Below are 22442 nucleotides of genomic sequence, written 5' to 3' on the forward strand. Positions count from 1 at the left end.
GACCACTCAGAACGGCGCGTCGGGGCCTTCGTCGTCCTCGCCGGAGCCGTCGCCGTCCTCCGCTGCCGCCTCCAGCTCGTGTCCCTCCTCCTGCCACGCCTCGATCCCGCCGCGGAGGCTCTCGACCCGGGCGTTCGCCGTCCCCTCGTAGCTGCCGATCAGCTGGGCGGCCTGCCGGCTCGCGATGCCGTGCGGACAGACCGTCACGATCCGGTCCGCGCCCTCCAGCTCGGCGACCCGGGTGGTCAACTCGGGGAACGGGATCGACTCGCTGTCCGGGACGTGTCCCCGGCCGAACGCCCGCTCGTCGCGGATGTCGACGATCCGAACGTCCCCGCCCTCCTCCAGCAGCGCGGCCAGCCCCGCCGGGTCGATCTCTCCATCCATCACGGGAGCGGGCAGAGGCTCGCCGTGAGCACGGCGCGCTCGTCGGTGTCGTTTCGGGCGCCGTGGACGTCTCCTCGGGCGTTGTGGACGACCGCCGGCGCGGCGAGGCGTTCGGATTCGCCCTCCCGGACCACGGTCGGTTCGCCCTCGAGGACGTGGAAGACGTTCGTCGCGTCCGCGTGTTCGTGGGGGTCGACCTCGCTCCCGGGTGCGAGGACGAACGCCTTCACGAGGACGTCGTCGGCCACGACGAGCTCCGCGGTGGCGACCTCTCCCTCGGCGGGGTCGAGGTCGCCGACGGCGTCGGCGTATCTGTCGAGCGTCATACCCGAGCGGTCGTGCTGCGGGGGTTAAAACGCGTCGTCGGAGGCGAGTCCGTCCCCCGTCCCTTCACTCGCGCGCGCCGGGCGGCAGCGGGTCGGCGTGGTCCGCGACCGCCTTCGCGACGCGATGGGGGTCCTCGTGGATCACCCAGTGGGTCGCGTCGTCGATCGTCAGGAGCCGTCCGTCGGCGCAGTGGTCGACGCTCTCGCCGGCCAGCCGTTTCTCGAGGAACGGGTCGTCCGCGCCCCAGATCACGAGCGTCGGGACCTCGACGCGGGACGTGGCGGGCTCCGGACGTTCGCGGACGATCGCCCGATACCAGTTCACCATCGCCTCGAACGCGCCCTCGCGGTTCCATGCCCGGCGGTAGCGCCGGAAGTCGTCCTCGCCGAACGTCCCCGGATCGCTCGTCTCACGCAGGGTCCGCACGCCGATCCGCCAGTTTCCGGCGCGTGCGACCGCCTCCGGCAGCCGAGGGATCTGGAAGGCGAGCACGTACCAGCTCTTTCGACGCTGTCGCCAGGAGTTCCGGAGCGCCCGCTCGAAGACGGTGGGGTGTGGAACGTTGACGGCGACGAGCTCCGAGACGCGGTCGGCGTGGTGGAGCGCGAGCCACCAGCCGACCGCGGCTCCCCAGTCGTGACCGGCGACCGCCGCTTCCTCCCGGCCGTACGCGTCGATCAGTCCCACCACGTCGCGGGCGAGCTCGTCGATCCGGTAGTCGGCGACGTCGGGCGGCTTCTCCGAGAGGTTGTACCCGCGTTGGTCGGGGACGACGACGCGGTAGCCGGCGTTCGCGAGCGGCGCGATCGTCTCGTTCCAGCCGTACCAGAACTCCGGGAACCCGTGGAGCAGGACGAGCAGCTTCCCGTTCTCGGGACCCGCCTCGACGATGTGGAGACGAACGCCGTTCGTCTCGATCGCCCGCGACGTTCCCGGAACTCCCTCGGGGATCTCGTCGGACGGGACCTCGACGGGCGGCGTCGCCTCCGTCACGTCGTTTCCGGTACCGTCGACCATACCGGGCGATCGGCCCCTGGCGACTAATAGCTACGCCGGCGGTTCCGTGGCGTCCGTCGAATCACGCCCTCCGCGGCCGACCGTGTGGCCTCGCCCCGCCGATCCGGACGAGAGGTAGAAAGCGTCTTATACGTTGATTTCACACGGTATCCTGAGGAGTGTTATCACGTGAATATCTCTGAAACGTACGTCCGATACCGCCGGTCCCTCAGCGAGGAGCCCCTCGCCATCGGGGTCGTTCTCGTGGCCCTGTGGATGGCCTGGGCCCTCGTGAGCGGGCTCGTGACGGGTGGGATCCGGGTCAGCAGCCTCGCGTCCCTCGTCTGGGACGGCTTGCTTCGGGGACTGATAATCGGTCTGGCGGGCATCGGACTCTCGATGACGTACAGCATTCTCAACTTCGCGAACTTCGCACACGGCGATTACCTCACCAGCGGAGCGTTCGCCGGAATGGCCACCAGCTACCTCATCGCGGGGATCGGCGAGAACAGCGTCGGCGCGCTGTTGCTCGTCGGGGCGGGCGGATCGGTGTTCGGCGGCGCGATCGGGGTCGGCGTCACCACGTCGCCGATCGCGGTCGCCCTCGGCGCGATCGTCGCGGGGGTCTCGACGATCGCGCTCGCTCTCGCGATCGACCGGTTCGTCTACAAGCCGATCCGCGACGAGAGCGGGATCGCGCTCCTGATCACGAGCATCGGCGTCGCGTTCGCGCTCCGGTACCTCATCCAGTTCGTCTTCGGTGCCGGCGTTCGGGGAACCACCGCGGCGGGGTCCGTCCCGCGGGTGAACGTTCCGGCGCTCGACGGGACCTTCCGGATCACCGCCCACGACGTCTCGCTGATCGTCGTCGCGGGCGGGCTCATGCTCGGCGTTCACCTGCTCTTACAACGGACCAAACTCGGGAAGGCGATGCGTGCGATGTCCGACAACGAGGACCTCGCACGGATCACGGGGATCCCGACCGAGCAGGTCATCCGCACGACGTGGATCGTCGGCGCGGGGCTCACCGGCGTCGCGGGATACATGTTCGTCCTCTGGAAGGGGACGCTCGGGTTCAACGACGGGTGGCTCCTGTTGCTCTTGGTGTTCGCCGCGGTCATCCTCGGCGGCATCGGATCGATCTACGGGGCGATCGGCGGCGGCATCGTCATCGGACTGACCGCCTCGGTGTCCGTGATCTGGATCCCCTCCGAGTTCGGTCGCGCCGCCGCGTTCATGGTGATGATCGTGATCCTACTGTTCAAACCGTCGGGCATCTTCAGCGGGAGGACCACTGCATGAGCGCCGACGAGATCGACGACTCCGACGGCGTTCGAAGCCTGTTCGACCGCCTCCTCGACGGCGACGCGACGCTCGTGATCGCGGTCCTCGGAGCGATCTACCTGGCGTACGTCCTCGCGGGGGTCGCGTTCGGCTACGGGCTCCGCGGGCAGCTGAACTCGATCGCGAACCTCACGTTCTACATCGGCGTGTTCGGCATGCTCGCGCTGGCGTTGAACCTCCACTGGGGGTACACCGGGCTGTTCAACATCGGCATCGTCGGCTTCATGGGAATCGGCGTCTACGTCACCGCGCTCGTCTCGAAGCCGCCGGTCGCACAGGGCGGCGCGGCACAGGTCGGGGGGCTCGGGCTGCCGCTCGGCGTCGGCGTCATCGTCGGCGTCGTGGTTACGGCCCTGTTCGGGCTCCTGGTGGCGTTGCCCGCGCTCCGACTGCGGGCCGACTACCTCGCCATCGTCACGGTGGCGTTCTCGGAGATCGTCCGGTTCACGATGATGTCCCGGACGTTCCAGTCGTACACCGTCCCGGACACGATCGACCTCACGGTCGCTGGCGTCCAGCTGTTCAGCTTCGACCCCGCCGCCGACACGATCGGTCTCGGCGGCGGCGGCGGGCTCATCCTGAACTACCCCGACCCGCTCGAGGCGCTGCTCCGGACGCTGTTCCTCTGGGAGCCGTACCTCGGGTTCGTCGGGTTCGTTCAGCGAACGCTCATCCCGAACAACCCGAAGCCCGTGATCGACGGGTTCGTCTACGGGCTCCTGTTGCTCGTCGGCGTCGGACTGTTCTACGTGCTGCTCTCGCGGGTCGGAAAGTCGCCGTTCGGGCGCGTCCTGAAGGCGATCCGCGAGGACGAGGACGTCGCGAACGCGCTCGGGAAGGACACGGATCGCTTCAAGCTCACGGCGTTCGTGCTCGGCTCCGCGCTGATGGGTCTCGGCGGGATCCTGTGGTACTCAAGCCGCGGGAGCATCACGCCGCCCTCGTTCCGGCCGAACATCACGTTCTTCATCTGGATCGCGCTCATCATCGGCGGCGCGGGCTCGAACACCGGCAGCTTCCTCGGCGGCGCGATCTTCGCCGGGCTGTTGTACGAGGGCCCACGGTACGCGAAGAACCTCATCGAGACCGCGTTCGATCTCGGCGACGCGCCGGGGAACTTCGGCACCGCGGTCGCGCCGATGGCCTCGCTCGATCCCGTTCCGTTCGTGTTGTACACGCTCGACAGCGTGAGCCAGCTCCGGCTCGTCATCATGGGCGTGGTGTTGATCTGGCTGATGCACAACCGCCCGGAGGGACTGCTCGGCCACCGCAAGGAGACGGCCTCGAGCGTCGACCTCTCGCGACCGGGCGGTAGGGACGCGAGCAACGCCGCGGCCGCCGACGGAGGTGAGAACCGATGAGCGAGAGCGACGACACCACCGCCGACGGGCCACTACCGGCCGAAGGCGGTCCAACCGAGGAGGCTCCGGAGTCTACCGAGGACGCCTCGACCGACACCGGGGAACCGGACGACGCATTCGACATGGCGGGAGACGCCGAGGTATCGAGCGGCTCGACGCCCCTCGAGGTCGAGGGACTTCGGAAGACGTTCGGCGGCATCGTCGCCGTCGACGACGTCAGCTTCGACGTCGAGGCGGGAACGCTGACCGGGCTCATCGGCCCGAACGGGGCCGGCAAGTCGACCACGTTCAACCTCATCACCGGCATGCTCGAGCCCGACGCGGGGACGGTCCGATTCAACGGCGAGGAGATCACCGGGCTCGAACCACACGAGATCGCGAACCAGGGGCTCGCACGGACGTTCCAGATCGCCCGGGAGTTAGAGGAGATGACGGTCCTCGAGAACATGATGCTCGCGCCGAAGGGGCAGATCGGCGAGTCGCTGTGGCGGTCGGTGATGCCGATCACTCGCGAGGCGGTGCGCGAACAGGAGACCGAACAGCTCGATCGCGTCTGGGAGGTGCTCGAGTTCTTCGAGATCGACCACCTCGCCGACGAGTACGCGGGCAACCTCTCCGGCGGCCAGCGGAAGCTGCTCGAGATGGCCCGCGCGCTGTTGACGGACCCCGACATGCTGCTTCTCGACGAGCCGTTCGCCGGGGTCAATCCCTCCCTCGAGAAGCGCCTCCTCGAACACATCCACGAGCTTCGCGAGGAGGGGTACACCTTCCTCATCGTGGAACACGACATGGACCTCATCATGAACAACTGCGAGCGGGTCATCGTCATGCACCAGGGCCGCGTCCTGAAGGACGGGACGCCGGCGGAGATCAAAGACAGCGAGGAGGTCATCGAGGCGTACCTCGGAGGTGAGGTATGAGCCTGCTCGAGGTCCGCGATCTGGACGCCGGCTACGGCGACCTCCAGATCCTCACCGACGTCGACCTCGACGTCGACGACGAGGAGTACGTCACGATCGTCGGCCCGAACGGGGCCGGCAAGTCGACCGTGATGAAGTCGGTCTTCGGACTGACGACCCACATGGCCGGGACGGTGACGTTCGACGGCGAGGACATCAGCGGGACGAAACCCGAGGACGTCATCCACAAGGGACTCGGATACGTCCCGCAGAACGAGAACGTCTTCGCGGAGCTCAGCGTCGAGGAGAACCTCGAGATGGGCGCGTACATCCTCGATGAAGTCCCACAGGACGCGCTCGGAATGGTGTACGACCGGTTCCCGATCCTCGAAGAGCGGAGGGAGCAACGCGCGGGGACCATGAGCGGCGGCCAGCGGCAGATGCTCGCGATGGGGCGCGCGCTGATGCTCGATCCCGACCTCCTGTTGCTCGACGAGCCCAGCGCGGGACTCGCGCCCGACCTCGTCGACGAGATGTTCGACAAGATAGACGAGATCAACGGGACGGGCACGGCGATCCTGATGGTCGAACAGAACGCCAAGGAGGCGCTCAGACGCTGTGACCGCGGCTACGTGCTCTCGAACGGTCAGAACCGGTACGAGGACGAGGGAACCGTGCTGTTGAACGACGAGGAGGTTCGCCGGGAGTTCCTCGGCGGCTAAGCCTCCACCTTTTCCTCGTTCTCAGAAATCTCTGATTTCTGATGGGCTGCACGAGAGCTCTGCTCTCGTGAACGTCGGGTTCCCTTCGGGAACCGCTCCTCGAAAAACCTGGAGGGGAAAAAGCCGACTCCGCCGTCTTCGACGGCTCCGTCGGTGAACCGCTCGCTCGCGCTCGCGGATGCTCACTACAGACGATAGAATCACCAACCGATGTCGAATCCAGTCAGGTGGTCGAGAGAGTGCTATTCAGTAGTGTTTCGGGAAGCCAGAATCCGGTTTCATCCTGCTTGAAGGGATACGTCTCGACGACAGGTTCCAGCGTTAACGTGCCATATATGTGGGGAAACGCACTTTCTCCGTCTTCCCCATCAGTCTCATATCGAACTGGTGGGTCGATTTGAGAATCGTCCAACAAAAGCAGGACTACGTCATCGGCGTCAGTATAGTTGTAGTCGGCGACGAGAGTGATCTGGCCGATTTTCGAACAGTGAATGAACCCGTCTTCAGCAAGCGAATCGGGCCGGTACTCGCCCTGTTGTTTGAACGTCTGCCAGTCCGTCCGTGAGAGCACGTGAACGATGTAGGACATACAGTCAATTGACAATATGCGAGCAAATAGGTTGTGTGACCCGGACCGTCTCTGTCACCTCCCGGCCGATATACACATACACTCTCACGGCTGTTTCATCGCCACGATACTGAACACAACACCCCCTCAACGAGCCTGTCGTGAGTCCACGTCGACCGGTCACTCACGCGGTTCGTCGGAGCCGTCAAAAAACGGAATTCGGTCCGGGAGCCGTCGGCGGCGACGAAGCCGGTCAGTTCCCGCTCGAGAGCGCCTGCTCGATGACGTTGGAGTACGACGACTCGCCGATGTTGAAGCTGATCTGGTCGTACACCTCGCCGTCGAACTCGTCCTCGAAGACGCCGGCGAACCGCTCGGAGAGCTGCTGTCCGTAGTCGTTGTTCACGTACAGCGTCGCGGCGGTCTCGGCTTCGAGCCGCTCGGAGGCGACCTGTGCCATCACCCGGCCCTGGAGCTGGTCGCTCGGGGCGGTCCGGAAGATGTAGTCGTCGTCCTCGAGGTTCGTCACCGACAGCGCGGTACTGGACGGTGAACAACCGACGACCTCGTTCGGGATCAGCGTCTCCTGACAGACCGGAACGTTGACGCCCGAGGAGGCGGTCCCGCACACCGCCGGGACGCCCGAACTGACCAGCGATTCGGCCCCGCTGACACCCTGGTCGGGCGAGGTGTTCGTGTCCTCGAACTGGGCGTTGACGGTCAAGTCGAGGTCGGAGTCGTTCACCTGCTGGGCCGGCAGCTCGGCGGCGCGGATCATCGGCTGACCCGTCGACGCCAGGTCACCGGTCTCGGGGAGCAGGATCCCGACGCTCACCTCGCGGCCGAACCCGCCGGGCGACTCGTCGGCGGAGTTGCCGGCACCGTCGGGGTTCTCGCCCTCGAAGTTCTGCGTCTCGTCCACCGCGACCGAGTCGGCGTCCTGGCCCTGGAACTCCCAGATGGAGTAGGCCGCGGACGCGGGGTCGCCGTTCTGGTCGAAGTTGACGGCGCTCGAGGCGCCCTGGTAGTTGATGTTCTCGCCGTTCGCGGCCGCCTCGACCGCGTCGAGGAACCCTTCCGGACCGTACTCGGTCCCGTCGGGGTTCGCGATGCGTCGAAGCTGGTCACGGATGGCGGTCCCGTCGTTCTCACCCGCGGCGACGTTCGCGAGGATGAGCGCCGCCGCCGAGTCGTACGACTGCGAGGTGAACACGCCGGGCGACTCGTCGTAGGCGTCCTGATACAGCCCTTCGAACGCCTCCTGGTTCGGACCGCCCGCGGCCGGTGCGGTTCCCGTGACGTTGGCCATGTCGTTGCCGACCTGGCCCGGAAGCGCGGGATCCTGAAGCCCGTCCGGGATGAGGATCTCCTCCTCCCCGTCGGACGCGCTGTAGTAGTCTCGGAAGAGCTGGATGCCGCTCTCCGGATACCCGATGACCGTGAGGAGGTCCGGAGCACCGCCGCCCCCGCCGCTCCCCGAACAGCCGGCGACGCCGACCGCCCCGGCCACACCGATCCCCTTCAGTACGTCACGCCGTCTCTTGTGGTATGACATATCCCCCCATATAGGGTCCTCTTTGATAAGTATATCCCTGTCAATATCCTCAGAGGTATTGTCAACTGCGTGTGTTTATCGTGTACCACCCCCTTCGTTTCTCTCGAATTCCGATCCAACGATAATGATCGGTTATTGACGGGAGACGATCCACGAGGAGACCCGCGTAGGGTCGCGGACGGAGGGGCTTCTCATCGGTCGTCCGGGCGCGCCGGATACGACTGACGCGACCCGTGGGACCGGCGTGCGAGGAGTCGTGCGGTCGCACGCCGGCGGTCGTCGGGGCGTTCCTCGGTCGCCTCGTCGTAGTGGAGGACGGTCAGCCCGAGGCCCGCCCGCAGCAGTTCGTTCGCCCCGAACCGGTAGCGATCGGTGCTCGGCCCGGAGGGCGTCGGCTCCGCGGACCGGAGATGTCCCTCGACGAAGAGATGTCCTCCGTGGGTCAGCGATTCGCCGAGGTCCGTGAATCGGTCGAGCGTGTGATAGAAGCTCACCGTGACCAGATCATAGCGTTCCGTCGGGAGGTCGTACTCCGTGGCGTCGGCGTGAACCGTCTCGATCCGGTCTTCGACCCCGCGCTCCGCCGCCCGCTCTCGAACGATCCGAAGCCCCTCCGCCGAGGCGTCGAGCGCGTCGACCTCGTAGCCGGCCGCCGCGAGAAACAGCGCGTTCCGTCCGGTTCCGGTCGCGAGATCGAGCGCCCGACCGTCCGGGATCGACGGCTCGTACGAACGCAGCACCGGCGACGGTTCGGGGTCCCGCGGATACTCGCCCGAAGCGAAGCGCTCGTCCCAGTCGGTCGGCTCGTCGTGGTCGTCCATGGAACGGGTAGCGGGCCCCGGTGGATAACCTCCTCGACGGTTCCCCGTCCCGAACCGAGGCGGGCGTCCGCCGGACGTTTCAAGCCCGGCGCGGACGGACCGAAGCGTATGACTCACGACCCCGACGTGAACGCCGATCGCGACCGCTCCAGCGAGGGTAACCACCCCAGCCACGGTGATCTCTCCAGCGACGACGATCGTCCACTCGAGGGCCGACCCGAGGCGGTGCTCGGCGAGCTGTTGACGAACCGCGACGAGACGCTCGCGACCGCGGAGTCGCTGACGGGCGGGCTCGTCGGGTCGACGGTGACGGACTTCCCGGGGTCGAGCGCGTACTTCGACCGCGGCTACGTGACCTACGCGTACGACGCCAAACGCGAGGAGCTCGGCGTCGCCCGCGAGACGCTCGACGAACACGGCGCGGTCAGCGGACCGGTCGCCCGCGAGATGGCCGCCGGTGCCCGCGATCACGCCGACACGACGTGGGCCGTCTCGACCACGGGGATCGCCGGGCCGGGCGGCGGAACGGAGGAGAAACCCGTCGGATCGGTGTGTTTCGGGGTGGCCTACGCCGCACCGTGGGGGACGGAGGAATCGTTCACGCGGAGCGTCCGGGCGGAGTTCTCCGGCGACCGCGACGCGGTGAAGCGAGCGAGCGTCGACCGCGCGCTCGCGGAACTCGTCCGGGCGATCCGGGAGTTGGAGGAGTGACGTGCTGGAGGAGTGAAGTCGCGGGCGGCCCTACGCGACGACGACCCCGGCGTCCGTCTCCGCGACGTCGACGAGGTTCCCGACCTCGACCGCGTCGCCGACCGCGACGACCGCCCCCCACGACTCCTCCGGGACGACCGTGTTCACCATGAGCCGGAAGTCGTGGTCGAACCGATCGCTCTCGGTCCACTCGGGCAGCGTCTCCCGACGTTTCCGGAGGAAACGTTCCCTGAAGCCGTCGATCTCGGTTGCAGTGTCGGGGTGTCGCGAGGGGACGACGCACCGCTGGCAGGGGTTGATCCCGACGAGGTCGGCCTCGCCGACGGCGAACCGCACGCCGGTACCGTGGTCGTCGAACAACCGATCCTCGAGGAAGGCCGGGCAGTCCGCGAGCACGACGTTCGGTCTGAACCGTCGTCGCACCTCCGCCGCGTCCGCGATCCCGTCGAACCACGAGGCGACCGCCTCGAGCGTCCCCGCCGAGATCACGGTCGGACCGGGAGCGGCCCGGTCGTCCGGAAAGCCTCCGGCCGGCTCGCGGACGAGATCGACCTCGTACCCGAGGTACTCGCCGACCCACGTCGCCAGCGCGTCGCCGTCGTCGGGGAGCGCGAACGTCCGCTCGTCGGCCGCGACGTCGCCGCGAGCCGGCCGCTCCAGCGTCACCGCCGTCGGCGTCGCGTCCGCCGGGCCGGCGAGCTCGTAGGTCGCCCGCAGCTGATGGATCGCCGGCTCGCTCTTCCCGTTGACGTAGCCGCCGCCCCCTCCGACCGACGCGGTCTCGGGGTCGACGCCGGCCTCCACGAGCGCGTACGAGCGATCTCCACGGAGCGCGCCGCGCGGTCCGAGCTCGGCCCGATCGACGCGGACGCCGTCGAGCGACTTCACCGGATACGCGACGAGTTCGTCGAGACGTGTCATATACGTCGTTCGCGGGACGCGGGCAAAAACGTAGTGAGACGGGTCGAAGTCGCGGTCGGGGGTTACTCCTCGTCCGCGTCGCCGTCAGCGGCATCGTCGTCCGCCGCGTCGTCGTCGTCGGCCGTCTCCTCGTCGTCCGCGGACAGTCCCACGGCCTCGAACGCCTCGCGCACCTCGCCTTCGGGGACGGTTCGGTACCCGTCCGCCGCCGTCACCGTCGCGACCGCGAGGTCGCCCGGGACGAACTCCTCCTCGTGGGCCGCGAGCGCGCGAACGCCGAGTTCGATCCCCTCGACGAGCGAGAGTCCCTCCTTCCACTCCTCCTCGAGGACGCCCTGGATCTCCTGTCTCCCGCCGCCGATGACGGTCGCCTTCCACTCGTTGGGGGTTCCCGAGGGGTCGGCCGCGAACAGGCGGGGCTCGCCGTCGTCGATGCCGCCGATGAGCAGCGCCGCGCCGTACGGCCGCGTGCCGCCGCGCTGGGTGTTCTCCTGGATGTGGTCGGTGAGGAACTTCGTCAGCGTTTCGACGCCGACGGGCTCGCCGTACCGGAGGTGGTTGCCCTGTGCCTGCCGGCGTGCGAGGTCGATGAGCTGTCGCGCGTCCGCGACGTGTCCGGCGCTCGCGGTGCCGAGGTGCTCGTCGAGCTTGTGGAGCTTCTCGATGCTCTCGGCCTCCATCAGCGTCGAGCTCGCCCGCGACATCGCGACGAAGACGACGCCGTCGGCCGTCCGGACGCCGACGCTCGGCGCGCCGCGCGAGACCGCCTCGCGGGCGTATTCGACCTGGTAGATGCGCCCGTCGGGCGAGAACAGCGACGTCCCGCGGTCGTACGCCTGCTGGTCGTTGCCGCCCATCATCGCTTCTCACCCGCTCGCGCGGTGACGTGCTCGCTCATTACCCTTTATTACGCCGGACGGTTGAAAAACCCTCCTTAACCGGTACGCGATCGGTTCCGATCCGCGTCGGCCGCGTTGCCGCGCGATCCGCCCGAACCGCCCCCGATGCCGCACGAGTCGTCCGGTTCGTGCGCGTCCTCGTCAGTCGTCCGAGTCGCTCGAGGCGTCCGCGTCCGCATCCCCGTCACCCCAATCGCGCGCGACGGGCGTCTCGCTCGCGTCGACGTTGGCGAGCAGCCAGTCGCCGGCCGCGGAAAGCGCCGACTCGTCCGTCCCGACGAGCTTCAACCGGTTGTGGCCCGCCTCGCGGTCGGGGTAACAGCCGACCGTGACGTCGAACCGATCCATCGCCTCCTCGAGCGCGGGGACGATGTTCGCCTCGGGCTCGACCGTGTAGAGGAACCGCGACCGGCGCTCGCCGGCGAACTCGTCGGCCACGGACTCGAACATCGCCTTCAACTCCTCGGGGATCCCCGGGAGGACGTAGACGTTCTCGAGCACGCAGCCGGGCGCGAGCCCCGCGTCGTTCAACAGCGGGCGGCTCTCCTCCGGGATCGCGGCCTCCGCGTCGACGTCGACGTCCAGGTCGTGGTCCGGGATCCGCGTCGCGATCTCCGCCAGCCGCTCCTCGACGTCGGCGCGGGTCAGCTCCGAGACGGCGAGGTCGCGCCCGAACGCGTCGGCGACCGCCTCCATCGTCACGTCGTCGGGCGTGCCGCCGATCCCGCCGGTGACGATCACTCGGTCGAAGGCGTCGCCGTAGGACGCCACGCGCTCGGCGATCGTCTCGCGGTCGTCGGGCACGGAGAGGATCCGCTCGACCGCGACGCCGCGCTCCGCCAGCCGTCCCGCGAGCCAGTTCGCGTTCGTGTTCACCGTGTCGCCGGAGAGCAACTCGTCGCCGACCGTGATCAACGCGACTTCCATCGTCCGCGTTCGGGCCGGCGAGAACATAGGCGTTGCCCGTTTCGACACGCGGACGCCGCTCGTCTCGCCGCTCCCGGAGGTCGGTTCGTCACCCCTCGATCCGCTCGTAGGTGACGAACGCGAGGTCGCCCTCCGTCTCCCGGTCGACTTCCTCGAACTCGTCGCGGTTCCACTCCGGGAAGTACGTGTCGCCGTCGGGGGATCCCGGGATCTCCGTCAGGACCATCCGGTCGGCGAGCGGGAGGAACGCCTCGTAGACGGTCGCGCCGCCGATCACGTAGACCTCCTCGACGCCGAGGTCGACCGCGACCGTCCGCGCCCGCGCCGCCGCCTCCTCGACGCCGTTCGCGACGACGACGTTGCCGTCTCCGCGGCCGGCCGCCGGAAGGTCCGACGGTTCGCGGGTCGTCAACACGACGTTGGGGCGGTCCGGAAGGGGACCCTCGAGCCGGTCGACGATGCTCTGGTAGGTGACTCGACCGAGGACCACGGGATGGCCCGTCGTCAGCCGCTTGAAATGTGCGAGGTCCGCCGGATAGTGCCACGGCATCCCGTCGTCCGATCCGATGACGCCGTTCTCGGCGACGGCCGCGACGAGGACGAACGCCACGTCCTCGGGGTCGACGTCGCGCTCGCTCGCGTCGGCAGCGTCGGCACCGGCGGCATCGGCGGTATCGGCGGCATCTTCGGCGGAGGATCGGGTCCCCGTCATCACTCGGCGACCGCGAACGAGATCCCTTCGGCGCAGTCGTAGTCGACGACCTCGACGTCGCCGTAGGTCAGTTCGTCGAGGGGCACGTCCGCGATCTCGATCCGCGGGCGCTCGCGCGGCTCCCGCGAGAGTTGCTCGAGGAGGCCGGGCACGTGGTCGTACCCCTCCTCGCCGTCGGCCTCCGCGGGAGCGGTTTCCTCCAGCCAGGCCCTGACGTCGCGGTAGTCCGCCCTGTCCTCCACGTCCGAGAGCCGTGCCTGGAGCGCGGGGAGGTTCTCGCCGTACCACTCCCCTCGGTCGCCCTGCCCGCAGTAGACGTGTGCATCGACGATCGTGTGGCCGAACTCGCCCACCTCGAACCCCGTCCGCCCCGCGAGCGCGTTCGCGAGCAGCGCGTACGCCGCGACGTTGAACGGGACGCCGAGCGCGATGTCGCCGGACCGCTGGGTGAGGTGGAGGTTGAGCTTCCCGCCCTGGACGTTGACGACGAAGGTGTAGTGACACGGCGGCAGCGTCGAGGTCGCGGCGTTGGCCGGGTGCCACGCGTTCACGACCATCCGACGGGAGTTGGGGTTCTCCTCGAGCGTGTCGAGCACGTAGGCGATCTGGTCGAAGGTCCGGCGCGTTCCGCCGTCCGCGGTCTCCTCGACGGTCACCCATCGGTGGGCGTCGTCGGGCCACGTCTCGCCGGGGAGCGCGTCAGCGTCGTCCGGGACCGGATAGCGCCGCCAGAACCGACCGTAAGCGGTGTCGAGACGGCCCTTCTCGTCGGCCCATGCATCCCAGATCTTCGTCTCCTCGCGGAGGTTCCGGACGTGCTCCTCCCCGGAGAGGTACCAGATGACCTCGTGGATGAGCGAGTTCCAGCGGTAGCCGTCCATCCGTTTGGTGGTGAGGAGCGGGAACCCCTCCGCGAGGTCGACGGTGTATCCGGCGCTGAACGTCGCGACCGTGTCCACGCCGGTCCGGTTCGGCTTGTACGTGCCCGTCGAGAGCGCGTCGTCGACGAGATCGAGGTACCGTTGCATCGTGATGTGTCGTGGGTAGTGCCGCCCCGACGTGCGGCGACGTCGAGGCGATCGGTCTATCGGGTCAACGTGCCACACGACATAAATCGATCCCATCTCGTCGGCCGTTCCGCGGTCCCTCCCGGGAGCCGCCATCCGCCGGGCGCGTTCGTCCGACCGCAGCACCTAACCTCACGCCGCACGGACCGTTCCGCATGAACGTCGATCCGTTCGGACTCGAGCGCTGGTTCGCGAAGTACGAGCACGAGGCGGACGTCATGCTCGCCGAGAGCGGGATCCGGTCGCTCGAGGCGGACCGGTTCGACCTCGATCCCGGGGAGGTCGGGTACGTGATCCCGACCAACGGCGACCCGGAGTTCCGAGCGGACGTCGGCGACCGGTACGGCCGGAGCGCCGACGAGGTGCTTTTCACCTGCGGTACCCAGGAGGCGAACTTCCTGGCGTTCCTCTCGCTCGTCGCCTCGGCCGAACCGGTCGGCGAGGAGGGGATCGGCTCCGGATCGCACGCCGTCGTCGTCACCCCGACCTACCAGGCGCTCCACGCGGTCCCCGAGGCGTTCGGGGAGGTGACCCGCGTCAAGCTCTCCCCGCCCGAGTGGCGGCTGGACCCCGACGCGGTCGCGGACGCGGTTCGCGAGGACACCGCCGTCGTCGTCGTGAACAATCCCAACAACCCGACCGGCCGCTACCACGACGAGGCGCGGGTCCGGGAGGTATACGACGTCGCCGTCGAGCACGACGCCTACCTGCTGTGTGACGAGGTGTACCGCCTGTTGGCGTCGGACCCTCAGGAGCCGGTGGCGAGCTTCGGGGCACACGGCGTCTCGACGACGAGCCTCACGAAGGCGTACGGGCTCTCCGGCCTGCGGTTCGGCTGGATCGCCGGCCCCGAGCCGGTCGTCGAGCGCGCCTGGCGGTGGAAGGACTACACCACCATCTCGCCGAGCATCTTCGGTCAACACGTCGCGAAACAGGCGTTGGGTCGGCGCGAGGACCGGATCCTCGAGGAGAACCGCGAGCTGGCCGACGGGAACCGCGAGCGGATCGCGGCGTGGGTTGACCGGCACGGACTGGAGTGGTACGATCCCGCGTCCGTCAACGCCTTTCCGACGGTTCCCGAGGGGTTCTCGGACGCCCGGGAGTTCTGTCGGACCGTCGTCGAGGAGGCCGGCGTCGTGCTCGCGCCCGGCGACCTCTTCGGGTTCCCGGACCGCTTCCGGGTCGGCTTCGGGCATCGGCGGGAGGTGCTCGAGGAGGGACTCGATCGCGTGAGCGCGGTCATCGAGGCGCACGCGGACGACCCGGACGGGTCCGGAGAGGAGGCGGCCGGCGGCGGGGACGCGGCGGCCACGCACGACGCGGCCCTCGACGGAGGGAGCCGCTGAGATGGGTCTCGCCGGAGACCTCAAGGAGGACGTGGTCGGGCTCGTCCGGAACCCGACGGACGAGCAGAAGGCGATACTGGTCGCGATCGTCGCCATCGCGATCGCCGACCGCTACTTCCTCTGGATCGAGTTCCCGTTCGTGGTGCGGACGACCGCCGCCGTCGGCGTGGGGTTCATCGCGCTGTTCGTCGTCAGCTACCTGCTCACCGGCCATCTCGTTCCGCCGGACGAGGACGACGACGAGGAGTACGAGGACGAGTTCCATCCGTGAGCGCCGTTCGACCGTGAGCGCTCTTCTTCCGGGATCGCTCTCTGCCAGTGATCGCTTTCCTCCCGTGATCGCCCGCAGCCACCCGCGGAAGTCCGCCCCGATCGGCGGGGAACGACGGCGTTCCAAACCGTTTATACCCGCGCCGGGGGTAAGCCGGTGTATGCCGCGAGAGCAGAAGCAGGTTCGAGAACTCCAGGAGGGGAGCTACGTCATGATGGACAGCTCGCCCTGCAAGATCAATCACTACAGCACCGCCAAGCCCGGGAAACACGGGAGCGCCAAGGCACGCGTCGAGGGGAAGGGCGTCTTCGACGAGAAGAAGCGTTCGCTCTCACAGCCGGTCGACGCGAAGGTGTGGGTGCCGATCATCCAGCGGAAACAGGGCCAGGTCGTCTCCGTCTCCGGCGACGACGCCCAGGTCATGGACCTCGACACCTACGAGACGTTCACGATGCGGATCCCCGAGGGCGAGGACTTCTCCTCGGACGACACCATCGAGTACCTCGAGTACGAGGGCCAACGCAAGGTCGTCGGGTAGTCGGCTCATGTTCCCCGGAGCGACCGCCGACCGCGACGCGGCCTCGTACGTGGTCGTCGGCGCTCCTCTCGACGCCACGACCACGTTTCAGCCCGGAACCCGGTTCGGACCGGACCGGATCCGGCGTTTCTCGGCATCCTACGACGACTACGACGACCGAACGGGCAGCCACTTCTCCGCGCTCGGCGTCCACGACGCGGGCGACGTGGAACCCTGGGACGACACGCGTGAGTACCTCGATCACCTCGCCGCCGAGCTCCGGAGCGTCGTCCTCGACGACGCGGTTCCGCTCGCGGTCGGCGGGGAACACACCGTCACCTACGCCGGCGTCGAGGCGGTCTCGCCGGACACCCTCGTCGTCGTCGACGCGCACCTGGACCTCCGGGCGGAGTACGCCGGCAACCCCTGGAACCACGCCTGCGTCACCCGCCACGCGCTCGACGTCGTCGACCGCGCGGTGATCCTCGGCGCGCGCACCGGCTCCGCCGAGGAGTGGGACCGCGCCGCCGAGAGCGACGTGGAGGTCGTCGCGCCCGAGGACGCCCGCGCGTGGCTCGACGACCTCGATCCCGGTCAGTTCGCCGACGGATCGACGTACCTCTCGATCGACGTCGACGGCGTCGACCCGGGGTTCGCGCCCGGGACGGGAACCACGGAGCCGTTCGGGCTCCACCCGCGCGAGGTCCGTGACCTCGTCCGCGCGGTCGGCCCGCACGCCGACGGCTTCGACGTCGTCGAGGTGAACGACCGCGACGACGGCCAGGCCGCGGCGCTGGGCGGCAAGCTGCTTCGGGAGTTCGTTCACGCACACGCCGCCGGCTCGTCGGCGTGACGGCTCGTCGGCGTGGTTCGCGAGCGCTCGCGTGTACTCTCCGCGGCTCTCCGATCGACTCAGTGAAGTTCGGCGAGTCGACTGCGGGCGGCCGATACCGCCTCCATCGCGTCGATCCACTCGCGGGGGTCGGTACACCAGATCCGGTCGCCCTCGACGCTGACGCAGAACACCGACTCCGCCGAGGGCGAGAGGGTCACGTCGTCGACGTCGGGACGATCTCCGAGGTAGGCGTCGATCAGGCGTCGGGCCGTCTCGGCCTCCGAACGGAGGCGGTTCCCGGAGGCGTACTCGATGGCTATCTCGGCCATACCACGCGTTTGGATGTACACGATTAATAACTACTGTTTCCGGGCAGCGATTGCGGGGATCGAGGGCGTGCGGGTTCCGGCGCGATCGGGCGATCCGATCGAGTCCGGCTCGTCACGTCCGAGCGTCACTCGCTCCGGCTCGGCAGCCGCGGTGCGAGCGCCGCCACCAACGCGTCCATGTCGCGCGTCTGGTACCAGGCCGTCCCCGGGCCGGTGAACTCGAAGACGAGCCCCTCACCGCCCAAAAGCGTCGACTTGAGGTTCCCGACTCGCTCGATGGAGTAGTCGATCTCGTCGTCCCAGGCGACCAGGTGTTCGTTGTCCAGGACGTACGACTCGCCGGCTTCCAGTTCGAGTTTCTCCAAGCCGCCGTAGGCGTCGATGAAGACCGTTCCGGTGCCTTTCAACGCCAGCGGCGTCAGACTGGCCTCTGCCAGCATCGACTTGAGCCCGCCGAACTCCGAGTCGATGTCGATCCCCGCGGTCGCCGCGAGGAAGGCACCATCGGTGGAGTAGAGCGTTCCGTCCCGGAGTTCGTGGTCCATGACGTCGCCCGGCGACGGCGGGGCGAACGTCACCGTTCCCCGCCCGCCCTCGGCGGTGAACTCGTTGGCGAACGCGGACTCTCCGCCCAGCAACGACTTCGCCGAGCTGAGGAGCCCGCCGCGGCTCGTTCCCGTCTCCATGGAGACGGTCTCGGAGTGACCGACCATCGCGCCCGGCTCGGCGACCACCGATTCGCCCGGCTCGAGGGTGACGATCAGATGCGTGTACGACGGCTTGTGGGTGAACTCGTATTCCATCGGAGGACCTCGGGGGACGGGTTCGCCGGATAACTACTTAAACTGGTACCTTCGGAGGGATCGGTCGACGTCGAAGCCGCCCGTTCGATCACAGCGGTACGAGGAGTTCCCGTCCGCCGACGAAACGTTCTCCATGCCGGACGAGACGTTCACCACGCCGACCAGGCGGTCATGCTCTCGTCGCGGCCGTACACCCGCTTGAGGTCCTTCGCGTACGCCATGTCGCCGGCGTGGTCGAGCTTCTCGTGGCGGTACTCGGGGGCGTCCTCGCGGATGTGAACCCCCTCGATCGTGAACTCCTCGTCGCCGAACTCGACGGTCTCGCCGACGACGAACTCCATATCTCCGGGGACGTTCACCTCGATCGATCGGGTCCGGTCGGCGTCGCCGTCCTTCGGGTGGAGCGTGACGTCGATGGCGACGTTGTCGACCGCGCGGGTCCACAGCGTGTCGACGCTCGTGATCGCGGCGTCCTCGACGCGGTGTTCGGGTCCGAGCTCGATCCCGGTGACCCGGACCTGCATCAGCGCGTCCTCGGTGTCGACGACGAACTCCTCGCCGGTCTCGACGCCGCCCTCGGCCGGGACCTCCATCTCGGTGGAGAACGACTCCTCCTCCTGTGAGACGACGATCGTGAGGTCGACGGTCTCCTCCTCCGGGATCTCGGCTTTGTGCGTGTGGTCGCAGTCGGTACACCGGACGGTGGCCTGGCCGCCGGGTCGCAACACCTCGTGGACGGTCTCCTCGCCCGGCGAACACGACGGGCAGGCGAGACCGACTCGGTCTCCGGTTTCGGTCATTACGGCGTCCTTCCCGCCGCGGGCGTAAATATCCGCTCCCCTGGCGGTCGTGTGCGTGTCGGTGTCTCCCCCCGCTCGCCGTGCGTGTCGCTGTCTCGGTGGCGGGGCCGGGTACAGAAACTGGTTTACCGGTGTCGGCGGAACGGACGCCCATGATCGTACCCGGGTCGAGTTCGCAACTGCTCGCGGCCGCGCTCGCCGAGGGGACGGGCCGGCCGCTCGCGACCGCGACGTACGACCGCTTCCCGGACGGCGAGCGTCTCGCCGCAGTCCCGGACTTCGACGGCGGAGAGGCGATGGTGGTCGCGACGACCGACTCCGACGAGGCGTGGGTCGAACTGCTCCAGCTCCAGGACGCCGTCCGCGAGGCGGGCGCGGAGCGCGTGACGACCGTGATCCCGTACATGGGATACGCCAGACAGGACGAGTCGTTCCGCGACGGCCAGCCCGTCTCCGCGCGGGCGATGGCGCGAGCGGTCTCGACCGGCACCGACCGCGTCGTGCTCGTCAACCCCCACGAGCCGACCGTGGCCGACTTCTACGACGTGCCGGTCGAGACGGTCGACGCCGCGAGCGTCCTCGCGGACCCGCTCGGGGCCGAACTCACGGATCCGCTCTTTCTCGCGCCCGATGAGGGGGCGATCGGGATCGCCGAGACCGTCCGGGACGCGTACGGCCGCGGCGGAACGGACCACTTCGAGAAGCGCCGCGACCGAGAGACGGGCGAGATCGAGGTGTCTCCCTCGGACGCCTCCGTGGCCGGCCGTGAGGTGGTCGTCGTCGACGACATCGTCGCCACCGGGTCGACGATGAGCGAGTCGGTCGACGTGCTGGTCGAGCGCGGGGCGGAGCGCGTCGTCGCCGCCTGCGTCCATCCCATGCTGGCCGAGAACGCGGTGACGAAGCTGCGGGCCGCGGGCGTCGACCGGATCGTCGGCACCGACACGGTAGAGCGCGGCTGTAGCGTCGTCAGCGTCGCCCCGGTCCTCGCGGAGACGCTCGTCGCCGACGCGGTCGCGGAGGAGAAGGGATAGTAGCCGACGTATCAACGGATCCGAAAGATCGGGGGAGCCGAAGGGAGCAATCGAATGGGAATCCGCATTTATGCGGGGGATGTTTTTATACATACCCACCGTACGATGACGTATGACGGAGACAGCGCTCGACGCTCGCGGTCGCCTCACGCTTCCGAAGGAGCTTCGAGAGCGATACGGCGACCGATACTACGTCGTCGAGGTCGGCGACGGGATCAAGCTGATCCCGGTCGCTGAGGATCCTCTCGACGCGCTCCGGGACGAGTTCGTGGACGTCGAGAAGACGGCCGGCGAACTCCGGGCGGAGGCGCGTGATGCCGCGCTGGAGGAGGCGGGACGTTGAATGTACGCGGAAACCGACTTCCTGCTCGCGCTCATCAAGGACGAAGACTGGCTCGGTGAGGCCGCCGAGGAGGTGTATCGTGAGAACCGGGACGATCTGTGGACGTCACAGTTCACCCTCATCGAGCTTCTCCTGGTTGGGTATCGCGAGAACCGAGATACGGAACGAGTCACCGCGAACGCCGCACAACTCGTCGAGGTTCGCGGCGACGTCGACACGGTCGTCGCGGCGGCCACGTACGTTGAAGACCACGGTTTCACTCCGTTCGATGCGCTCCACCTCGTCGAGTCGAACGGCGACACGATCGTCTCCAGCGACGAGGCGTACGAGGGGTTCGCTCCGCGACTCGATTTGAAATCTGACGCCGGGGAGTGAGGCTCCGCAACCACTAAACGGCGCTCGTGCCTCCCTCCGGTAATGGCCGACTGGACGGAGCGGTACCGCCCGAGCACGCTCTCGGAGGTCCGCGGCAACGACAAGGCCCGCGACGCGTTCGCGGACTGGGCGCGCTCGTGGGACGACCACCGCGAGGCCGTGATCCTCCACGGGAGCCCCGGCGTCGGGAAGACGAGCGCGGCACACGCGTTGGCGAGCGACATGGGCTGGGAGACGGTCGAGCTGAACGCCTCGGACCAGCGGACCGCGGACGTGATAGAGCGGTTCGCCGGCCGTGCGGCGCGCAACGCCACCCTCGGCGGGAGCGCGGCCGGCGGCGGCGCGTCGGGAGGCGACACCGCCTCCAGACAGCTCGTGATCCTCGACGAGGCGGACAACATCCACGGGAACTACGACCGCGGCGGGGCCTCCGCGATCACGAAGCTGGTCAAGGAGTCGGGCCAGCCCATCGTGCTCATCGCCAACGAGTTCTACGACATCTCCCGCGGGCTCCGGAACGCGTGTCGGGACGTCGAGTTCCGCGACGTCTCCGCGCGCTCCATCGTCCCCGTCCTCCGTGATATCTGCCGCAAGGAGGGGATCGAGTTCGAGTCGGACGCGCTACAGCGGATCGCCGAGCGCAACCGGGGCGACCTCCGCGGCGCGATAAACGACCTCCAGGCGGCCTGTGAGGGCCGATCGTCGATCGCGGTCGAGGACGTCGTCACCGCCGACCGCGACAAGGCGATGGGGATCTTCCCGTTCCTCGACGCGGTGCTCAAGGAGGAGTCCGCGGAGGAGTCGCTCCGGGCGGCGTACGCGGTCGACGAGACGCCCGACGACCTCACGAAGTGGATCGAGGACAACATGCTCTCCGTGTACGACCCGGCGGAGGCGACCCGCGCGTACGACTTCCTCGCGAACGCCGACGTGTGGCTGGGTCGCGTGCGCGCCAGCCAGAACTACACCTACTGGCGGTACGCGACCGACAACGCCGCCGCCGGGGTCGCCGCCGCCCGCGACGGGACCAAGGGCGGGTGGACCCGGTACGGCCGCCCGCAGTTCTGGCCCTCCTCCGATTCGACCGCGGACGAGGTGGTCGGGCGGGTCGCCGAGACGAGCGGCTGTAGCGTCGCGACCGCCCGCAGGGAGGTACTCCCGTTCCTCTCCGCGGTCACTCACCACTGTAAGCCCCGGGATCTCACCGTGGCGATGGCGGCCGCCTACGACCTCGACGAGGCCGGCGTGGCGTTCGTCACCGGCTCGGGGGAGTCGACGAACAAGGTCGAGTCGATCGTCGAGGACGCACGGGAGCGTCGCGAGGAACGCATGGCGGACAACGCCGACGGCGCGTTCGCCGGCGGAGCCGCACGCGGGAGCGCCTCCGCGGAGACGAGTGGCGGGGTGAGCGACGGTGCCGACCCCGGAGGGGACGGCGCCGGCTCCGACGGACTGACAAACGACGCGGGGCTGGGCAACTCGAGCCCGGCCGACGCCGAGGACGATGCCGAGGACGACGACGGCCAGTCGGGACTGAGCGACTTCGTCTAGCGGACCGTCGATCGGTCCGCG

Annotated in this window: 27 protein-coding genes; 13 read left to right on the forward strand and 14 right to left on the reverse strand. The window is 68.4% G+C overall.

Going from position 1 to position 22442, the window contains the following annotated elements:
* Positions 1-6 precede the first annotated feature (6 nt).
* The 3 genes from OKW78_RS05515 to OKW78_RS05525 all read right to left on the reverse strand — a co-directional run bounded on the left by OKW78_RS05515 (position 7) and on the right by OKW78_RS05525 (position 1731).
* Complete coding sequence (locus OKW78_RS05515) at positions 7-387, reverse strand: rhodanese-like domain-containing protein (RefSeq protein ID WP_281194221.1); 381 nt, start codon at positions 385-387, stop codon at positions 7-9.
* Entirely contained in the window at positions 387-713 is a 327-nt protein-coding gene (locus OKW78_RS05520) for a cupin domain-containing protein (RefSeq protein ID WP_281194222.1), read from the reverse strand. Before OKW78_RS05520 ends, OKW78_RS05515 begins: the two co-directional genes overlap by 1 nt.
* A gap of 64 nt (positions 714-777) precedes the next feature.
* Entirely contained in the window at positions 778-1731 is a 954-nt protein-coding gene (locus OKW78_RS05525; RefSeq protein ID WP_281194223.1) for an alpha/beta fold hydrolase, read from the reverse strand.
* A 168-nt stretch (positions 1732-1899) separates the two neighbouring features.
* Between OKW78_RS05525 and OKW78_RS05530 the strand changes: the two genes are divergently transcribed.
* The 4 genes from OKW78_RS05530 to OKW78_RS05545 all read left to right on the forward strand — a co-directional run bounded on the left by OKW78_RS05530 (position 1900) and on the right by OKW78_RS05545 (position 6036).
* A complete protein-coding gene (locus tag OKW78_RS05530) occupies positions 1900-3012 on the forward strand; it encodes a branched-chain amino acid ABC transporter permease (RefSeq protein WP_281194224.1) in 1113 nt (370 codons plus the stop codon).
* Positions 3009-4415: a branched-chain amino acid ABC transporter permease gene (locus tag OKW78_RS05535; protein ID WP_281194225.1), complete on the forward strand. Its 1407-nt coding sequence runs from the start codon at positions 3009-3011 to the stop codon at positions 4413-4415. The genes OKW78_RS05530 and OKW78_RS05535 overlap by 4 nt, the downstream gene beginning before the upstream one ends.
* Positions 4416-4537: 122 nt before the next feature.
* A complete protein-coding gene (locus tag OKW78_RS05540; protein ID WP_281194727.1) occupies positions 4538-5335 on the forward strand; it encodes an ABC transporter ATP-binding protein in 798 nt (265 codons plus the stop codon).
* Positions 5332-6036, forward strand: coding sequence for an ABC transporter ATP-binding protein (locus OKW78_RS05545; protein ID WP_281194226.1), 705 nt, complete (start codon positions 5332-5334; stop codon positions 6034-6036). Before OKW78_RS05540 ends, OKW78_RS05545 begins: the two co-directional genes overlap by 4 nt.
* Positions 6037-6259: 223 nt before the next feature.
* Here OKW78_RS05545 and OKW78_RS05550 read toward each other — a convergent pair whose 3' ends face one another.
* The 3 genes from OKW78_RS05550 to OKW78_RS05560 form a co-directional block, all read right to left on the reverse strand.
* Entirely contained in the window at positions 6260-6625 is a 366-nt protein-coding gene (locus OKW78_RS05550) for a DUF952 domain-containing protein (protein WP_281194227.1), read from the reverse strand.
* Between the two features lie 232 nt (positions 6626-6857).
* On the reverse strand, positions 6858-8159 hold the full coding sequence (locus tag OKW78_RS05555) for an ABC transporter substrate-binding protein (protein WP_281194228.1): 1302 nt from the start codon (positions 8157-8159) through the stop codon (positions 6858-6860).
* Positions 8160-8350: 191 nt separating this feature from the next.
* Positions 8351-8980, reverse strand: coding sequence for a bifunctional 2-polyprenyl-6-hydroxyphenol methylase/3-demethylubiquinol 3-O-methyltransferase UbiG (locus OKW78_RS05560; RefSeq protein ID WP_281194230.1), 630 nt, complete (start codon positions 8978-8980; stop codon positions 8351-8353).
* Between the two features lie 108 nt (positions 8981-9088).
* Between OKW78_RS05560 and OKW78_RS05565 the strand changes: the two genes are divergently transcribed.
* Positions 9089-9691: a CinA family protein gene (locus OKW78_RS05565; protein WP_281194231.1), complete on the forward strand. Its 603-nt coding sequence runs from the start codon at positions 9089-9091 to the stop codon at positions 9689-9691.
* A gap of 30 nt (positions 9692-9721) precedes the next feature.
* Here OKW78_RS05565 and OKW78_RS05570 read toward each other — a convergent pair whose 3' ends face one another.
* From OKW78_RS05570 to thyA, 5 genes are all read right to left on the reverse strand, one after another.
* Positions 9722-10612 (reverse strand): MOSC domain-containing protein, encoded by an 891-nt coding sequence (locus tag OKW78_RS05570; protein ID WP_281194232.1) that lies wholly within the window; start codon positions 10610-10612, stop codon positions 9722-9724.
* Between the two features lie 62 nt (positions 10613-10674).
* Positions 10675-11469 (reverse strand): archaeal proteasome endopeptidase complex subunit alpha, encoded by a 795-nt coding sequence (locus OKW78_RS05575; RefSeq protein ID WP_281194233.1) that lies wholly within the window; start codon positions 11467-11469, stop codon positions 10675-10677.
* Between the two features lie 183 nt (positions 11470-11652).
* Positions 11653-12438, reverse strand: coding sequence for a competence/damage-inducible protein A (locus OKW78_RS05580; RefSeq protein ID WP_281194234.1), 786 nt, complete (start codon positions 12436-12438; stop codon positions 11653-11655).
* A gap of 88 nt (positions 12439-12526) precedes the next feature.
* The gene (locus OKW78_RS05585) at positions 12527-13150 is read right to left on the reverse strand and encodes a dihydrofolate reductase (protein ID WP_281194235.1); all 624 of its coding nucleotides are present in this window, start codon (positions 13148-13150) and stop codon (positions 12527-12529) included.
* Complete coding sequence (gene thyA, locus OKW78_RS05590) at positions 13150-14178, reverse strand: thymidylate synthase (RefSeq protein ID WP_281194236.1); 1029 nt, start codon at positions 14176-14178, stop codon at positions 13150-13152. Before thyA ends, OKW78_RS05585 begins: the two co-directional genes overlap by 1 nt.
* Positions 14179-14372: 194 nt before the next feature.
* Between thyA and OKW78_RS05595 the strand changes: the two genes are divergently transcribed.
* From OKW78_RS05595 to speB, 4 genes are all read left to right on the forward strand, one after another.
* The gene (locus tag OKW78_RS05595) at positions 14373-15563 is read left to right on the forward strand and encodes an aminotransferase class I/II-fold pyridoxal phosphate-dependent enzyme (protein ID WP_281194237.1); all 1191 of its coding nucleotides are present in this window, start codon (positions 14373-14375) and stop codon (positions 15561-15563) included.
* 1 nt (position 15564) lies between these two features.
* The gene (locus OKW78_RS05600) at positions 15565-15834 is read left to right on the forward strand and encodes a hypothetical protein (protein WP_281194238.1); all 270 of its coding nucleotides are present in this window, start codon (positions 15565-15567) and stop codon (positions 15832-15834) included.
* Between the two features lie 160 nt (positions 15835-15994).
* Complete coding sequence (locus OKW78_RS05605; protein WP_281194239.1) at positions 15995-16372, forward strand: translation initiation factor IF-5A; 378 nt, start codon at positions 15995-15997, stop codon at positions 16370-16372.
* 7 nt (positions 16373-16379) lie between these two features.
* Positions 16380-17204, forward strand: a complete 825-nt coding sequence (speB, locus tag OKW78_RS05610; RefSeq protein WP_281194241.1) for an agmatinase — start codon at positions 16380-16382, stop codon at positions 17202-17204.
* 59 nt (positions 17205-17263) lie between these two features.
* Here speB and OKW78_RS05615 read toward each other — a convergent pair whose 3' ends face one another.
* The 3 genes from OKW78_RS05615 to OKW78_RS05625 form a co-directional block, all read right to left on the reverse strand.
* The gene (locus OKW78_RS05615; RefSeq protein WP_122104373.1) at positions 17264-17515 is read right to left on the reverse strand and encodes a hypothetical protein; all 252 of its coding nucleotides are present in this window, start codon (positions 17513-17515) and stop codon (positions 17264-17266) included.
* A 125-nt stretch (positions 17516-17640) separates the two neighbouring features.
* Positions 17641-18318: a TIGR00266 family protein gene (locus tag OKW78_RS05620; protein ID WP_281194242.1), complete on the reverse strand. Its 678-nt coding sequence runs from the start codon at positions 18316-18318 to the stop codon at positions 17641-17643.
* A 149-nt stretch (positions 18319-18467) separates the two neighbouring features.
* Positions 18468-19118 (reverse strand): HVO_0476 family zinc finger protein, encoded by a 651-nt coding sequence (locus OKW78_RS05625; RefSeq protein WP_281194243.1) that lies wholly within the window; start codon positions 19116-19118, stop codon positions 18468-18470.
* A gap of 152 nt (positions 19119-19270) precedes the next feature.
* Here OKW78_RS05625 and prs point away from each other — a divergent pair, with 152 nt between their 5' ends.
* From prs to OKW78_RS05645, 4 genes are all read left to right on the forward strand, one after another.
* The gene (gene prs, locus OKW78_RS05630; RefSeq protein ID WP_281194244.1) at positions 19271-20152 is read left to right on the forward strand and encodes a ribose-phosphate diphosphokinase; all 882 of its coding nucleotides are present in this window, start codon (positions 19271-19273) and stop codon (positions 20150-20152) included.
* Between the two features lie 112 nt (positions 20153-20264).
* Positions 20265-20495 (forward strand): AbrB/MazE/SpoVT family DNA-binding domain-containing protein, encoded by a 231-nt coding sequence (locus OKW78_RS05635; RefSeq protein ID WP_281194245.1) that lies wholly within the window; start codon positions 20265-20267, stop codon positions 20493-20495.
* Complete coding sequence (locus OKW78_RS05640) at positions 20496-20870, forward strand: PIN domain-containing protein (RefSeq protein ID WP_281194246.1); 375 nt, start codon at positions 20496-20498, stop codon at positions 20868-20870.
* A gap of 42 nt (positions 20871-20912) precedes the next feature.
* Positions 20913-22421 carry a replication factor C large subunit gene (locus tag OKW78_RS05645; protein WP_281194247.1) on the forward strand — a complete coding sequence of 503 codons (1509 nt, stop codon included), beginning with the start codon at positions 20913-20915 and terminating at the stop codon, positions 22419-22421.
* The last annotated feature ends 21 nt before the right edge of the window (positions 22422-22442 follow it).

The sequence above is a fragment of the Halorubrum sp. F4 genome (assembly GCF_027257195.1).
Taxonomy (GTDB): domain Archaea; phylum Halobacteriota; class Halobacteria; order Halobacteriales; family Haloferacaceae; genus Halorubrum.